The 15,092-nt window shown below is 46.4% G+C and carries 19 protein-coding genes; 7 read left to right on the top strand and 12 right to left on the bottom strand.

The features are described 5' to 3' along the window. Window positions 1–258 precede the first annotated feature (258 nt). Window positions 259–735 (top strand): hypothetical protein, encoded by a 477-nt coding sequence (locus tag ONV78_RS04300; RefSeq protein ID WP_279501388.1) that lies wholly within the window; start codon window positions 259–261, stop codon window positions 733–735. A 28-nt stretch (window positions 736–763) separates the two neighbouring features. After that, a complete protein-coding gene (locus ONV78_RS04295) occupies window positions 764–1,105 on the top strand; it encodes a hypothetical protein (protein ID WP_279501386.1) in 342 nt (113 codons plus the stop codon). Window positions 1,106–1,135: 30 nt separating this feature from the next. On the opposite strand, the gene ONV78_RS04290 is transcribed toward ONV78_RS04295, so the two are convergent. The 9 genes from ONV78_RS04290 to ONV78_RS04250 are packed head-to-tail and all read right to left on the bottom strand — an operon-like array spanning window position 1,136 to window position 8,294. Next, window positions 1,136–2,053 carry a leucine-rich repeat domain-containing protein gene (locus tag ONV78_RS04290; RefSeq protein ID WP_279501384.1) on the bottom strand — a complete coding sequence of 306 codons (918 nt, stop codon included), beginning with the start codon at window positions 2,051–2,053 and terminating at the stop codon, window positions 1,136–1,138. Next, a complete protein-coding gene (locus tag ONV78_RS04285; RefSeq protein ID WP_279501382.1) occupies window positions 2,046–2,534 on the bottom strand; it encodes a CYTH domain-containing protein in 489 nt (162 codons plus the stop codon). Before ONV78_RS04285 ends, ONV78_RS04290 begins: the two co-directional genes overlap by 8 nt. Before the next feature lie 2 nt (window positions 2,535–2,536). Beyond that, window positions 2,537–3,721 carry an MFS transporter gene (locus tag ONV78_RS04280; protein WP_279501380.1) on the bottom strand — a complete coding sequence of 395 codons (1,185 nt, stop codon included), beginning with the start codon at window positions 3,719–3,721 and terminating at the stop codon, window positions 2,537–2,539. 16 nt (window positions 3,722–3,737) lie between these two features. Continuing rightward, window positions 3,738–4,451, bottom strand: coding sequence for a TSUP family transporter (locus ONV78_RS04275; RefSeq protein ID WP_279501379.1), 714 nt, complete (start codon window positions 4,449–4,451; stop codon window positions 3,738–3,740). A gap of 23 nt (window positions 4,452–4,474) precedes the next feature. Further along, window positions 4,475–5,296, bottom strand: coding sequence for a symmetrical bis(5'-nucleosyl)-tetraphosphatase (locus ONV78_RS04270; protein WP_279501377.1), 822 nt, complete (start codon window positions 5,294–5,296; stop codon window positions 4,475–4,477). Next, window positions 5,293–6,108: a hypothetical protein gene (locus ONV78_RS04265; protein ID WP_279501375.1), complete on the bottom strand. Its 816-nt coding sequence runs from the start codon at window positions 6,106–6,108 to the stop codon at window positions 5,293–5,295. The genes ONV78_RS04270 and ONV78_RS04265 overlap by 4 nt, the downstream gene beginning before the upstream one ends. 5 nt (window positions 6,109–6,113) lie before the next feature. Then, entirely contained in the window at window positions 6,114–6,680 is a 567-nt protein-coding gene (locus ONV78_RS04260) for a histidine phosphatase family protein (protein ID WP_279501373.1), read from the bottom strand. Between the two features lie 49 nt (window positions 6,681–6,729). After that, window positions 6,730–7,551: a hypothetical protein gene (locus ONV78_RS04255; RefSeq protein ID WP_279501371.1), complete on the bottom strand. Its 822-nt coding sequence runs from the start codon at window positions 7,549–7,551 to the stop codon at window positions 6,730–6,732. Continuing rightward, window positions 7,548–8,294 carry a hypothetical protein gene (locus ONV78_RS04250; RefSeq protein ID WP_279501369.1) on the bottom strand — a complete coding sequence of 249 codons (747 nt, stop codon included), beginning with the start codon at window positions 8,292–8,294 and terminating at the stop codon, window positions 7,548–7,550. Before ONV78_RS04250 ends, ONV78_RS04255 begins: the two co-directional genes overlap by 4 nt. 925 nt (window positions 8,295–9,219) lie before the next feature. On the opposite strand from ONV78_RS04250, the gene ONV78_RS04245 reads away from it, so the two are divergent. Both ONV78_RS04245 and ONV78_RS04240 read left to right on the top strand, forming a co-directional pair. After that, complete coding sequence (locus ONV78_RS04245) at window positions 9,220–10,134, top strand: hypothetical protein (protein ID WP_279501367.1); 915 nt, start codon at window positions 9,220–9,222, stop codon at window positions 10,132–10,134. Then, window positions 10,134–10,700: a hypothetical protein gene (locus ONV78_RS04240; RefSeq protein ID WP_279501365.1), complete on the top strand. Its 567-nt coding sequence runs from the start codon at window positions 10,134–10,136 to the stop codon at window positions 10,698–10,700. Before ONV78_RS04245 ends, ONV78_RS04240 begins: the two co-directional genes overlap by 1 nt. A gap of 199 nt (window positions 10,701–10,899) precedes the next feature. Here the strand turns inward: ONV78_RS04240 and ONV78_RS04235 are convergent, their stop codons facing one another. Continuing rightward, window positions 10,900–12,294, bottom strand: coding sequence for a hypothetical protein (locus tag ONV78_RS04235; protein WP_279501363.1), 1,395 nt, complete (start codon window positions 12,292–12,294; stop codon window positions 10,900–10,902). A 242-nt stretch (window positions 12,295–12,536) separates the two neighbouring features. Then, window positions 12,537–13,115: a hypothetical protein gene (locus ONV78_RS04230; protein ID WP_279501361.1), complete on the bottom strand. Its 579-nt coding sequence runs from the start codon at window positions 13,113–13,115 to the stop codon at window positions 12,537–12,539. Between the two features lie 190 nt (window positions 13,116–13,305). Here ONV78_RS04230 and ONV78_RS04225 point away from each other — a divergent pair, with 190 nt between their 5' ends. Genes ONV78_RS04225 through ONV78_RS04215 form a run of 3 tightly spaced genes read left to right on the top strand, consistent with a single transcriptional unit; the run spans window position 13,306 to window position 14,422 of the window. Further along, the gene (locus tag ONV78_RS04225) at window positions 13,306–13,464 is read left to right on the top strand and encodes a hypothetical protein (protein WP_279501360.1); all 159 of its coding nucleotides are present in this window, start codon (window positions 13,306–13,308) and stop codon (window positions 13,462–13,464) included. Between the two features lie 17 nt (window positions 13,465–13,481). Continuing rightward, window positions 13,482–13,970: a type II toxin-antitoxin system YafO family toxin gene (locus tag ONV78_RS04220; protein WP_279501359.1), complete on the top strand. Its 489-nt coding sequence runs from the start codon at window positions 13,482–13,484 to the stop codon at window positions 13,968–13,970. Further along, window positions 13,964–14,422 carry a hypothetical protein gene (locus tag ONV78_RS04215; RefSeq protein ID WP_011400235.1) on the top strand — a complete coding sequence of 153 codons (459 nt, stop codon included), beginning with the start codon at window positions 13,964–13,966 and terminating at the stop codon, window positions 14,420–14,422. The genes ONV78_RS04220 and ONV78_RS04215 overlap by 7 nt, the downstream gene beginning before the upstream one ends. 189 nt (window positions 14,423–14,611) lie before the next feature. On the opposite strand, the gene radC is transcribed toward ONV78_RS04215, so the two are convergent. Further along, entirely contained in the window at window positions 14,612–15,052 is a 441-nt protein-coding gene (radC, locus tag ONV78_RS04210; protein ID WP_279501358.1) for a DNA repair protein RadC, read from the bottom strand. Between the last annotated feature and the right edge of the window lie 40 nt (window positions 15,053–15,092).

Here is a 15,092-nt window from a genome sequence, read left to right as displayed (position 1 = left end):
ACTCGTCTCTCAGATGCCCACTACTAAAAGCCTTTTCCTTGTTCTCTGCTAAAAACAGATAGCCCACTATTCCCGGTTTAACCAGCGGCCGGAGGATTTACCCTTCGCGAATGCAGCGTATTTCTCAGAATAAACCGCCAATCACCAAGCCAGCTTTCTATACAGCTCCACCCTCAACATGGATAATTTTCCGCACAAAGCGAACCGCTTCAACCCGAGTATACGCCGGGAAAGTAGAACAGGAAAAAGTGAAATTTAATGACATCGCCGACAATTGCAAAGCCCATGTGGCTATCCGGGACAGAGTGTAAAGTCGGCATTCTCTATCTGGTGGCGATCGCCTACCCGGCGGGGTTGGTTTATGACGCCATGTATCGCGCATACGACCGCCAGAGCAGCCAGACCCGATGTTGGAACGGCTTCGACTCCCCTACCGCTGAAGTAATAGGCTACATGCCCGTCAAAGACGCCTTACGATACCTGACCGGCGCCTATTACATCGAGGAAGACTACCAGGCCGACGCCGCCATATTGCCCTGGCGCGACGGCGAACCAGACGCCAAAGCGCCCCAGATCGCCGCAGCCCCGGGCTCCTACGATATCCTGACCTGGGATGAAGAGTTCGGCTGGAGCACTCCCATCGCCTACTGTCGCGGGCATATCCCACTGGATGTATTTCTGAACGCAGTCGCCAGATATATTCCGTTGACCCGCAAGACTTGCTGTCGGCCTTAACGTTGCACTGTCAGGACACAACAACCCAATGACAAAACACTCCGCTTGGATCATTCACTTCAAAGCCTACATGGATGAGTTTTCGCTTATGAATTTGGACGGATCTGAATATATCGCGGGCATCATCATCGTCCCGGGAAATTCAATGAGGGCGGCGCTGGATGCGCTCGATAATTATCTGAGCGAGAACAGAATGTGGGTAATGGACGTTTCCAAATGCGAACGGTACGTTCCTGAAAACTTTACCGCTCCAACAAAAGAAAATCAGGACATCATAGAAGTCGCAGAATTCGTACTCGTCGACCAGCAAGCGGAATTCGTCACCGGCGCCAGTTCGAAAGTTCTGGAAGAAGAAGGCGAAGCAACCTAGCGCTGTTACTTCGCCGACTCCAGGCCAGCATTAGCAATAAACCAGACAGCCTCTTGCTCTGAGTTCGTCGAGCCATTCCGGCATTTGCAGCCGTTCTGACCAGCGCAGGTCCAGTTTGCAGAGGTTCTCCAACGACAGGATCGATTCAGGCAGCGTTTCCAAGCGATTTTTTCTGAGATCCAACAGACGCAGTTGTTTCAGTTCACCGATGGCGTCTGGCAGGCGCTCAATGGGGTTGTTGCGCAAATCGAGTTCTTCCAGTGACGCACAGCCCCTGATTTCATCAGGCAACGCCGTGATCTGATTGCCCTCCAGGAATAACTTACGCAGCTTGGTTGAACGTCCAACCGTCTTCGGCAGTTCAGTTAAGCAATTGTTCTGGAGGTACACTTCTTTCAGCGTTCGGGACAGGAAGAAAGAATCCGGCAAGGCGGCAAGCCCGCTGTTATACAACCTGAACTCCACCAGTGACTCAAAACTGAAATCTTCCGGCAACGCCTCCAGTGGGTTATCGCTCAGGTTAAGGTAAAGCAGCTTATCCAAACGCGTCAGTGAACCCGGCAGCGCAGCAATCTTGTTGTTGCTGGCGTATAAAAACTCCACGTCACGACAGTTTGCAATCGAACCCGGAATCTCGCTCAACCTGTTGTGCGCAATATCGATTAACTTCAACTTGGTCAGATTGCCAATCTCACTGGAAATCGCCGTTAATTGATTCTTACTGACATTCAAATCTTCAAGCTGAGTCAGGCTCCAGATCTCAGACGCAATCTCCGCGATTTGATTATCGAAGACGCTGAATTTTTTCAGGTTAGCAGCGAGTCCAATAGCATTTGGGATTTCGCTAATCCTATTTCCGTTCACACTAATTTCCCGTAAGGCGGAATAGTCTTCTATGACGGGAAACGATTGCAGCGATTCATTATTAACTGAAATGACGTTATTCACTTTTAGAGTTCCATGAGCTAAAAGGCGTATGGGAAAGGTAAGCGTTACGATAGCGTCGGTCTTCAGTTACCTCAAGCCCCAGCCAGTCTGGGGAAATAAAGGACTCATCAACACTATCAAGCTCTATTTCCGCCATCATTAATCCCTCATTTTCACCATGAAATACATCGACGGACCACTCTTTATGCGCTACGGACACTATATATCTGGTTTTCTCTATCGGAGAGCTATCTATAGCGGACACAAATAAGCGGTCTCCATCCGCAGCAGGAATGGCGTACTCAAACTCCTGACGTACGATGCCAGACTGATTGACTTTTATGGTGAGGTAATACTTTTCGTCTTTATTACGCAAACGCACTTCCTTAGTGTCGTCCAGAAACATATAACCCTGCCGGATTTTATGTACTGATTTGACCTGCATAAGATGCGGCTCAAAGCGCTCGACAAGAAACTTCCTTTCAATTTCCAAGTTATCCATTTTCATCCCTCTTGGGTTGCGACTTCTCTTAATTTCACTTCAAGCCTTACATACGAGAGCAGGCTGAATATCAGGGCTGCAACCGCCACCGCGGCAAAAAGATACTTTAAATTATCCCAATCGCCATTAGCGACAAACAGAGAAGCGACAATAGGGCCAAAAAACGAGCCAAAGTTGCCAGTATGAATATAGCCAGACTTAATCTCGATCATGTCATGCTCATTGAAGGCTACCAATGTCACCAGGGAGAAAACTGCGCCTTCAAACACGCCGAGAAACAGAAAATGGATGCAGTAATGGAGCGGAGATAAATTCTCCGTATCAAACAGGTAGGCCGCGTTAACGCCAATAAAAACCGCCGAAATAGCGATCATCAATAGCGGAGAGACGTTCCTGCTGATCAAATAAGAAGTCACCAGGACGGAGAGAACCCCAAGGAGGGTGCATATGAAAATAATTGAGGTCGCATAATCAATGCCTTCCGAGGCGTTCTCGGAAAGGAAAGAAGTAATCATGGACACACTTGAGATATACATCAGCGTAAAGCACAGAAACACCATCATGATGAGCTGATAAGGTCTGTGCGTCAGCAGCCTCTTGTATATGGAGAGTCCAAAACCGTCCGTATTCGCCTGGACGGGCGCAGCCTCGGCAGGCTTGTGGTAAACGCTCAGGTAGGCCGCCAGTAAGCAAAGGAGCATGAGTGAGTGCGCCAGGAACACGGCATCCCATGAAAAAATCGAGATAATATAAGGAAAAATAACGTTGGCGGCGGCGAAACCGACCCCAAACACAGCCCCCCATAACGCCATCACGACATTGGTGTTGTTCTTACACACTTTGAACAGGAGCGTAGGAATGGCGATCATCATCAGGATATTGGTGATCCCCTCCACTACCCTCAGAAAAACGAAAGCATATGATTCTGTTGTGAAGTACATAGCCAACGAAGCCAGAGACGCGACCACCAGAGACCGCGTCACAATGACTTCTACGCTTAGTTTTTTTACAAGACTCGCCAGATAAGCCCCAAAGAAAATGCCTATAAAGCTGATCATAGAAAGAATTGAGTTGGCTTCGACGATAGTCATTCCCATGTCTGATGAAAGATAGGGAACAATAATTGGGAACTTCGAGTATTGAAATACAACAACCACTCCCAACAAGAACAAAAAGGCAACCTTCACAAAAGAAACTCCTTTTCTACTTAGTAAACAGTAGGACTAACCCATACGCCATGCACAAACCAGTCACCAAATGATTGTATAGGCCGCTCTTTATATTATTATAAATCAGCTTTCCTACGCTCAAATAAACAGCAACCGCCATGACTGGATAATAGTAATTTAGAGAACGAATATCCTCGCCCAGGATAGTGAAGATAACAGTTAGCTGCGCTATAGCAAAGATCAAATATCCATACGCTATATTGCTACGCACTTTTCCCTTATCACTGTATAGATTTGAAGCAAGTATGGTAAGCAAAGCGCCTCCCATATTAGTCAATCCATGTATCAGCCCCATAATTGGAATATATGAGAAGAGAAAACGCGAAGCAAGACGGCCCATAAAAGCAGATGCTTTAACAGATAATCTCGAAATAGCCGTCAACACCATTCCCACACCAATCAGCGAGTATAGTACACTGGGCTCATCAAAACTAGCGGAAAAATATATCCCAATAGCAATGGTGGGAATAGATAATAATGGAAGGGTTAATTTCAGCTTATCGATTTGACGCCATGAAGTGCTTACTTGCACCGCACTGATGACTAAAGAGCAAGGTAAAAGTATAATTAACGTCTCTATAAACCCATAGCCCAGCATGAGTAGCGTAGGCGTCCCAAAAACCAACAAACCAACGCCCAATATAGATTGCACGATAGAAAATATTAAAACAACAATCACAACATCCATAACCACACTCCTTTATTTTACATCTATGCATCCGCTTTATAGTCACTCGCCACTTTGGTGACACTTAAATCATCCAAGTTAATTGCGCATAGATTTCCTCCCCAAACACAACCGTCGTCACAACATATGTAATAATCACCAATGGTCAAACCCAGCGCCGCCCAGTGACCAAATACAATCTTGTATCCTGCGTTTCTCTTCACATCTCTACACGCATACCAAGGGTAGAGATAATTGGGTTGAGATCCTGGCGCACTATTGAATAGGGTATTCATTTGGCCATTTTCATCTACAAACTTGACCCTGGTTAGCGCCTGTGCGGTATATATAAGATTTGATTCAAAGTCATTGTTCAGATGATCAGGCAACCCAATGCTATACATCTTGCGGAGAAGCCATTCATACCCATGCTCCGCTACGGATTTCTCCAGTAACATCACCTTTTTCCTGAGCTGACTGACCGGCCAGTTAAGCGGTACGCCCGCGTGCACCACAATGACGGCGCAGCCCTCATCCCAATGAGCAAATTTGGAGTCCTCAAGCCAGGCGACATAGTCCTTAACTCTAGGGCTGCGCAACAGCCTCTCCGTGTTATCCAACTTCTTCGGCGGAGCCAACCCATAGTGCGTCGCCAGAAGTTTCAAGTCATGATTGCCAAGCACCTTAACCACTGCATCGCCATACTCCATAAGCCGTTCTATTACTTCTTCGGAGGCGGGACCTCTACCAACCAGGTCTCCAGTAAGAATGAGCTTGTCATGGAGTTGGTTGAACTTAATTTCACGGAGCAAACGGTCCAACTCATTCGCACACCCATGAATGTCTCCGATGATATAAGTGCTCATGATTCCCTAACTTCCACTGTACTCCACACTTTTAACTCTCTCATTAAATCTACCTCCCTGATCCCTTCCTGCTCACAGCCAGACAGATGTATGGCGTTTCTTGATATGTTTATATCAATCCCGAATTTATCTTTATTTCTGTACAGAAATCCTCTTAATGAGCCTGGGTGACTTTCTTCCGGGTTCGTACTTCCTTGAAGAAAAAACTTCAATATTTCAAAGGGCGAATCCGAATGAAAAGTAAAGAAGATAGAGCGGCTTTTATCCGATATAAAATGACTAAGCTGAAGCGGGTAAAATCCATTGGCCAGAACTATTCTTCTTCCATCCAGGTCTGCTTCAACAACATAAAGCCCCTCTTCAATACGAACGGCTGGCTCACCACGACGCCAAAGCGCCATTAGGTGTTGGCTAGAGTAGCCTAAACTTTGTAACGACAGACTTCCGTATACCTCGCACTCGGAGCCGGATAGCACAACAATGCGCGTGTACAGCTCTTGATTTGCAGCGAACTCATTGGGGGACATGGATGCGTATACATAGGCTTTCTCATATACGCCATTTATCAAGTTATGTTCTTTTAAATAGCTGCCTGGGAGAATATGACAGCTGTCAATGCAAACACTGTATTTATCACAAAGCAGGTGGAAGTATGAAAATACCGCTTCGGTATTAATCAAACTATTCGCCAATTCCGGCTTCAAAATTATCAATCCATTTGAATCATCGAAGCCTGATTTTTTGTATAAATGAGATTTATGCTTGCACTTTATCTCCCTGAAACAACTCTGCAAAAATCCATTTTTACTCATAAAATTTAAGTCACCATTTCCAATGGCAGATGATTACACTCATTAAGCGCATCCAAGTGCCATCTAGAGCGACGCCATGTAAGTATTGTTAATGAGCAATTGTTTATCTTGTAGCAAACGGTGTCTGTACTATGAATCACTCTCAGAATAGTTTTAATCACACCTCCATGAGTAAAAAGGAAGACACCCTTACTTTCATTATTCGTAAGCTGTTTGAACACATCTTCAACAGTGCGCCTGAAATACAGATATTTTTGGCTATCGGAAAGTAACCGCTCATGTTCCGCCGGATGTGCGAAACCTGGCAGCTCGCTCGCCACATGAAAACTTGCTTCCTTCAATCCGGTAGCAATCGAGTAATTAACGCCAGCCGCGTTTACTGTCTGCACAGACCGAATCAACGGACTGCTATAAAACACGTTCTCCGTTTGGTTATCGTTAACGATTGCGGACAGCCTTCCCCCGAGCAGCAGCGATTGCCTGACGCCGAGTTCAGTAAGGGCGCTATCCTTACTGGCGCTCTCTCCAGTTTGCCACTTGGATTGACCATGCCTGATAAGATGTATTTTCATTATCTTCCCAAAGGTCAGCCGGACACGCATCGCGTCCGGCTATCGCCAGTTACTCTATTCCTAACGCTTCAGCCGCGCGCTGATACTTGATGTCATAGATAACCTTTGTTGAGAAACGCTGCTTCAAGCTATCCACCAGATAGTCAATCAGCTCGATAATGCGCACATCTTCAGAGATTTCTTTTTTGATTCTTGGATATATGGAGATTTCCACTTCCTGGAAGAAAGCCTTTCGTTCTCCATTAATATCCTTTCTGTAATCCATGACTCTGGATCGATCCAATGAGCAACGGAGTACGTCATACTCGTCAATTCGAACAAAGAACGTAGAACGGTTACCAAAGAGAACAACAGCTGGCTCCAGCTCATCGCCAGCGATATTAAACTCTCTGAACAAATACTTACCTGGCTGATCAAGCTCTTGATCCTTGAGTAAGTCTTTTACAATTTTGACGGACTCAGGACTGTATGGAGCCTCCTGAATTTGCTTTTTCTTCTCGTCCTGAAAAACATGACGCCGATCCAGCCTGTTACCATGCTCATTTTCCGGCATTTTAAAAGCGCAGAAAGCATGAGTGACTTTATTGCATGAAGTCCGTAAAAGCGCACCTGTCGGCAAGAGCTTATAATCTTTGGTGTCGTAGTAGACGGCGGTATTTAGAGGCGGATTATCCCTGACGCCTTCCTTTTCCAGAAAGCGCACGCCGTTGATGTATTTCGCCGCATCTTCAGCCACGAAGTCCAGCCATTCAAAATACTGCTCATCCGTCACGCCGTTCATATCAACTTTTACAGCAAGTTGATTAAATACGTTATGGCCCTTTTTTACTTCAAATACTGGTTGAGAGTTATCTATCTTCAGACTTTTCATGCTGATTCCAAAATCCTTCTTAGTTTATTTTCCAATTGCGCCGGGCTCATCATAGGAGTGTTATGCTCCTTGCCACGATCGGGGTAGAACGTGTTATAGGTATTTGTGAACTCCCTTTCTCTTGGGCCGCGCAGCACAAAGGTGCATAACGCTTCACCTTTTTCAGGAAAATTAACTCTGTGTGTAACGAGGTAATTCAGATAGTAGGTTTGTCCCTTAACATATTCCGTTTTAGCGATCTTGTTCAGTTGGGCTTCGCTTTCAAAATCACAGGTATGAATATTTCCTGTCTTTGAAGGCATATACTTATATTTACGGAATGTTTTCAGCTCTACTGACTCTTCATCCGCCTCAATGAAATTATCAGAAGAGAGTTTTCCTCTGAAAATATGAGACCAAAAGCTGAATCGATGATTATGAACCAACTCTTCATGCCTTTTAGAGTCGTCCAGATTTGGGTTCCAATTGTGTAGGGTCAACCTGTACCCTCTTGGGTCAGGGTTATCTACTAGTACTATTTTGTCGAAGTGATTGACGTGCTCGTACGAACGGCCCGCGATTTTCTCCAACAATTCTTCAGAGTCCAGAATCTCCAGCAGCATACGCTCTGGGATATTTTCTTTAACAAGCCCCTTCATAAAATCCAGGTTAGACTTTATGGTCTCGTCAGTACTCACATCCTTTGGTAGGTCAAGTAGTCTCTCGGCTACTTCATCTATAATTGATAGCTCTGTTAACTGCACAATATTCCCTTAACTTAACATTGGCGCTTTATTATTTAAAAAATAAAACGCTAGCTTACCTACATCCATATTCAAAAATATGGCGTCCATAGATATCCGCATCAGTAGCGGGCGGAGTGTATTAGATATAAACCCCTTATATAAAAAGGAATTCAATATGTATTATTATCATCTCCTTCGTGAAGCGTAATGTCCCTGCTTCGTCAATGAGTGCATTATATAAAAGCGTAACGACACATCAGTGCAATGACGTTGAATTTATGTGATTTTCGTTATTATTTTTATGCATCTTTATGCCTTCATCTATATAAATGAAGGCAAGCATTCGAGATGTACAGGGTTTGGAAGAAGCAGCACAAAACTTGCCCAAGCTTGTTGCCTCCTCAAGGAGGAACCCGCAAAAAGGCTAGAACGACTTATTAGAATTAAGCGCTGAGTCTGTCAGCCACGTGACGATGTTTTTCAGGCGAACGTCACCCCGGAACGAATCTTAGTAAAATCTCTCCAACTTTCCCGATGCAGCGCAAATCAAAGCGTGGACTTCACTCGCAGACGGCCGATGCGTGTATCCAATACCTATCAAGAGCAGAACCGAAGACGCTGACATCAATACCGTCAGCCCAGCTCCTACGCCAAAGAGAGCAACCAATGTTCCCGCCAGTATTGGAACTGCCATAGTTCCAAACGTATTAATCCGTTGATTGAGACTGTTAGCACGAGAAAAAAGAAGCAAGAGCAATAAACCGCAACATGCTGGCGTTAACCGGCATCCGAATTATTTCTTCAGGCAATCAATCTATTAATTTCACCAAATATGATCACCTATCTCCTTTCATCACCCACAGATTTAAATACCACAACAATATATCCGCACAAAGATTCGATAAGAAATTATTGAATAGTTCACAAGCTGGCTTTCTATACATTGTATTTTAAAGGCAACATAATAGGGCTTTCCATTGATGATAAGCCCAATGAATATCGATGCGATCGGCTCCGAAAATACTATGAAGCGTTACCCTTTTCACTAATGAAGAATTCTTTCAGTCCAAAGTGGAAGCAAGGCGAACCTGAGCAAGGAGGGGTTTATTACGTACTCGCCGTTCAGTATCCAGCAGGCCTCGTTTACGACATTAGTTTCCGGCAGACTGACCCTGGTGGCGACAGCTATTGGGTCGGTTTCGATTCTTGCGCTGCGAGAACACTTGCCTGGATGCCCGTCGCTGAGGCTATTGCGCTGCTTACAGGCGTACTCGATCCATCAGAGAAGGTAGAAAGTCCGGGAGCTATCATCCAGTGGCGATACGGAGAGCCTGACCGTAACATCTCCTCTCTGGCGGCCCTCAGATATATGTACGATGTCATAAGATGGGATAATGATTACGGCTGGAGCGTACCCTTATCCCACTGTGACGCTCACATTCCGCTTCGGGATTTTCTCGTGGCAGTGAGTAAACACATTCCATATAACCTGGCGGATAGTAATCATAGCGCCACCATGAAAACCGTGTTTCTTCCCGACGAACTCATTGCACAATTAAAAGCCATTGCCGAAAGCGACAACTATCCTGAAGTGACGCGTATTCTAAACAAGCCCTCACCCAGTGATATGGAAACGGCTGACACTATGACTGCGATTAGCCTTACCCGTGAGGAAGCTCAAGCGCTTGCAAATGTAGCGATAGTTGAGCGTATGAAAGCGGAGTTGAAGTATCCCTACTGGAGTGATGACCATCCCAAGTATGATGAGGCTCATGAAAACGAGTTCTTTGAAATCCAGGCAGGCTTATTTGGGAAGCTCATTCATTACTTAAATGAGTTTGATATAAAGACAAGATAATGACATCAATGCAAGCCGTTAGTTTTTCTGTTCTCATGCTTATTACGCCTGTCGCTTTTTGTGCTGAAGAAGCCCAGTGCCACTATAAAGCTTCGTTTGTTAAGGAGGCGGCCGTAACAGATAGCAGTGTGGCGCTTTCACACTGGAGCACAGAACGAGACAGAAAAAGCGATGAGTATATAAAGCGACTTTATCTTGTGTATAAAAATGGCGATATCGCCGTTATAGAACACAAATACTGTGACATGTATAACTTTGAGGTCAGTTATGCTTTCTACAGTCAGAATCCAGCCCCCACAAGCCAGTCCATTGGGCAAATCATCGCAAAGCATGCTCAATACGCTCAGCTCACGCCATCCTATTCGCCCTCGCTGAGCAGCATAGTGACATCCGAGTTGGAGAAAAACGCTTTTGATGGTCAAAAGCCTCTCTCACTTGGGTTGCCTCAAGAACCACTCACCTTCGACGACTTTGTCGAATACAGCGTTTCCTTTTTGCCGAATAAAGAAAGCAACATCCTGCAATCAAGCCTGAGCTTTTATATGGGCATTGGCGGAGCTGATTAAGCCCGATTCTTGGGGTATGAAGTGGCGGCTCTGGGGCGCTGTTGGATGGCGCTTTGCTTATCCAACCTACGGTGATTGGGAGTTAGAGACTACGTAGTGCTCGTCAGCGGATTAGATAAGCCCAAATGGAGAAAAACGCCCTGCCTATCGTAGAGGTTCAGGGCGTTTTCAGGATTGAGCAATGTCAGCGGCTTAGTAGTTAACTCCCGCTTGGCAGTGGGGCGCCGATGGGTTGCATGTCGAGGAGGATATTTTTTGCTTCTTCTTTCCATTGCAGAGGCAACGAATAGTTGGGGAATCTGAGCGCCAGAACCGCCCCCTCATTGAGTAGAGCGCGCACGTTTTCCGGCATTTCCTGGTCCAGTTCCGCGCAGCCTTCGGCGTTTACTAAACCACTGAAAGCAAGCGATTCAACTTCGCCCAGTGCTTTGTGCGCTTCCAGACGCCAGCTCGAATTTTCTCCGATGTTGAATTGCTCTCCATGAGGCTGACTGAATCCCAGTCCGCAGGCCTTTAGAATGATCGGCAGTGAAGGGAGAGGCTGAGCTGTTCGTTTTTGATCACGCAAGAATTTCCCCCACATCAAGCGGGCTTCAGGCGAGTTCAGCGATATGTAGTTATAATCATCCGGCTTGCGCAGGGCCTCCAGCCGTTTGAGGCCTTGTTCCAGCTTATCTATGTCGGTTTCGTATCTGAGTTCCTCTTCCAACAGACTTCTGGCGGGCTGGCGGGCCGCTTCCAGCCCTAGCAGGGCGGCTTTCTCGTAGTGAATCAACGCCTGTTCTCTATCGCGCTCTTCCTGACCCCATCCCATTTCCGCGATGCGGGCCAGATGATAGTGGGCCACCGGCTCGTCCTGCGCCGCGCTTTTGGTGAAGGCGGATTGGGCTTCCGCGTAGTTTTTCTCATCAAGCATTAGCACCCCATAGTTGGTCCATGCCTGCCTGAGGTCTCTGTCCATCCCCTTCTGCAGCCACTCCACCGCCTGCTTTCTCAAGGCGGACGAGTCAAAACCATCACGTTCTCCCGGCAATAGATGCCTGGACATCTGGTAAGCGCGCACATATTGCCGGGAAGCTTCGAAGTCATATCCTGCGTCCGGCGCCGATTCATGCGCCTTGGCGTAGTAATCGCCGGACTTGAGAATGTTGGGAAGCACGCCCGCCACGGCGTACACAGAGGTAGGATCGGGCTCGTTATACGCAGCCGCGAGGTTAATATACGTAGGCATCTTCAACCCCCGCTCCAATGCTTCCTGCAAAAGCGGAATAGCGGCCTTGGGCCGCTTGGCGTCAATCTCCATCACGCCCAGGTTATGGCTGGCTCGCGCAGAGCCTTTCTCCCGAGCCTGTTGATAAAAAACACGAGCCTGTTCGCGGTCCTCCTTAACGCCTTTTCCCAAGTCGTAAGCTTTACCAAGCAAAAACAAAGCGTCTGCGTCGCCCTTGGCCGCCGCCTCATGAGCCTGAGAAAAGAATTCTTCATACTGCCCGCTCTTGAACAACTCTTCCGACGTTGCAGCTAGGGCGGAACGCCCGCCGGCGCCACTAATCAGTAATCCACACAGCAGTCCGGCCAAATAATGTTTTTTCATATGCGGTTGTCAAAGTATTACTCGTTGAGTGAAGGGAGATCAGGCTCCGGAAAATGGGGAAACGCTGTGATGTTATCCGAGCGTCTTCCCGAAAGAAATATAGCGATAACAACGCCTAAAGTCCGTCGTGGAAAGAAACAAACAGGCATCACCGGAAGGCGAAAAATATATCGCGACATGTGAGAAAAACTGTTGGATGGCGCTTCGCTTATCCAACCTACGGTGACTGGGGGTTCAGAGCATCAATGCTTTACGCCGTAGCTCTCGCCAAGCGGATTGGATAAGTCCGAATGGAGAAAAATGCCGGTTAGTTCTGACTCCCTGTAAGCTTCGGCGAAGGCTTCATTACAAAATATGCCCTGGAAGGTATCCAGTTCCGTTCGGAATATAGGAAAGCCGCCAACCTTGGACTCGTCAAAGGCGATGTTTACCAAGTTTTGATTTGCATCGTACGCCGTCAAACGCCGATCCACGCCATCTACTTCTTCCGCTGTTCGCAAAGGGTTGAACAGGTAACCGTGGGATTCATCGAAGTTAACCGGCAAGAACTCCCCTGCTTGGGCCAAAAGGCCGCTCAATGTGTTGTACGCCTTTTCGTTAAAGAAAAGTCGACCGTTTCTGGCTGCTATATCTGGGATAGTTTCAACGCCGCTGTCTGTCGCTTTGAATCGGATACTTAACGGTTTCCAAATAGCGCTGTAAGGCACAGGAAAACGCTTGATATGAAACGGGTATTCACGACCCAGCTTTTTCAGGACTTCGCCCGTGGGAATCTCGAAAGTTAAATAGGATTCCTCATGGATAATACGATATATAGCCACATTTATGCCTTCCATCTAAAATTTCACAGAATTATATGCCTACCATCAAAGTTAATCATTTTTAACATTAAACCAAGCCAGCTTTCTATACATCATCCGACACACACAAGATAATCAAAAATCGTTGTCAAAATAGATATGAATTTCGAAGTTCAAAATCATCTTATACACGCTTAAAGGATTAGTCACTATGACCGACAAGACAAAAAACGAAACCCCAAATAAGCCAGCTTACGTACCTCGTTTTAAGCCAACCCCTGAAAATATAAAGAAAGTCGCTGATGCATTCGAAAGAGCAAGAAAGGATGCAGAGAAAAATGGACACAAGTGGACCATGATTGTTTACTAAACACAGGGAAGTAATTGATGAGCAAGGCTAAAAAGGTTTGGCTTAGTCCACAGATAAAGAGCCAGTTCCAAGCAATTCCAGAGCTTCAAGACTTAATAAGGGATTTTATCGAGTACAAGAAAGAAAACTTAAAATTCAATGACACAAATAACTATATAAACATTAGATATCTTATCGGGAGGGATGTCCCTTATGACAAAGACCCTCTTAAGCTAGAAGATACATACCACGCACATATTCTAGAAAAAGGCTCTCCCTCGCATCTGAAGGCGACAAGAAGATACAACGTTAACAAACAAGTAGACTGGACAAGCAATTACGCCCTAGTATACTGCACGCTTTGGTCAGAAGATAAACTTCCACATAAAGAAAGAAGCGCATTTGGAATACTGGATTTCTGGCTTGATGCGCATGGCCAGCTCAATACAAATTCTAAATTTAGACTTCAAGAAATGGTTGATGAGTTTGAAAGAGCGGTAAATAAAGGAGAGACAATGCTATGGTAGCTTCAAATAGTGAAGTCAATTGGCGCCAGGGCGCTCCAGAAAAAGGCGGTATTTATTATGTCTCCGCCATCCAGTACCCAGCAGGCACTGTTTACGATGTTCTCTTTTGGCAGGTTGATCCAAGTGGAGATAGTTACTGGGTGCCCTTCGACTCCAAAATCGCCAAGGTAGTCGGCTTCATACCCGTTTCTGAAGTCATAGGCGCCTTCACTGGTGTTCTAGATCCTTCTGATGGTTCTAAAGTTCCAGACGCCATTATCCAATGGCAATATGGCGAGCCAGATCGCACAAAACCTTGTCTTGCCGCCCTTCGCTATATGTACGACGTGATGACCTGGGATGAGGAGTTTGGATGGAGCGTTCCTTTGGAGCACTGCGACGCTTATATTCCCTTGGATGAGTTTTTAACGAAAGTCGCCGATCTCCTGCCTTTTGAAGATAAGAACCAGTAACATAAGCACAATGTTGGATGGCGCTTCGCTTATCCAACCTACAGTTATTGCCATACACGCCCAGTTGCTTCCCTGGGCGCACGCCACGCATTCTTAAAAGAACATCTCTATCACTGACGACGCCGAATTTTCGTAGGTTGGAAAAGCGAAGCGCCTTCCAACATTCGGAGTAGCTCAAATCCCCCTCCCCTACAAAATCCCATTCTCCATAAAACTAAACTCCTCCATTCCTCCAATAATCACATGGTCCAGCACTCGTACTTCCAATAGGTCAAGGGTGCGTTTTACTTCTCGGGTGAGGCGGATGTCTCTTTGGCTTGGGCGGGCGTTTTGTGAGGGGTGGTTGTGGGCGAGGATGACGGCGGCGGCGTTGAGTGAGAGCGCCTTTTTGGCGATTTCGCGGGTGTGGACGGTGGATTCGTTGTAGGTGCCCCGGAACATCAGATCGAATTCGATAACGCGGTGCTGGTTATCCAGAAACAACACGCCGAAGGCTTCGTGTTGGAGTTCCGCCAGATTCAGTTTCAGGTAGTCGTAGGCGAAGCGAGGGCTGGCGATCACTGCGCCGGGCTCGCGCAGGCGGGCGGCCAGGATGGTCAGTGCTTGTTTGATAATGCGATTGCCCTTCATTTGATTTGCTCCATTGGGGCTGGAAAACAGTTTGGAGCAA

The sequence above is a fragment of the Hahella sp. CR1 genome (assembly GCF_029813005.1).
Taxonomy (GTDB): Bacteria; Pseudomonadota; Gammaproteobacteria; order Pseudomonadales; family Oleiphilaceae; genus Hahella.
This window is presented reverse-complemented; position numbering and strand designations above follow the sequence as displayed.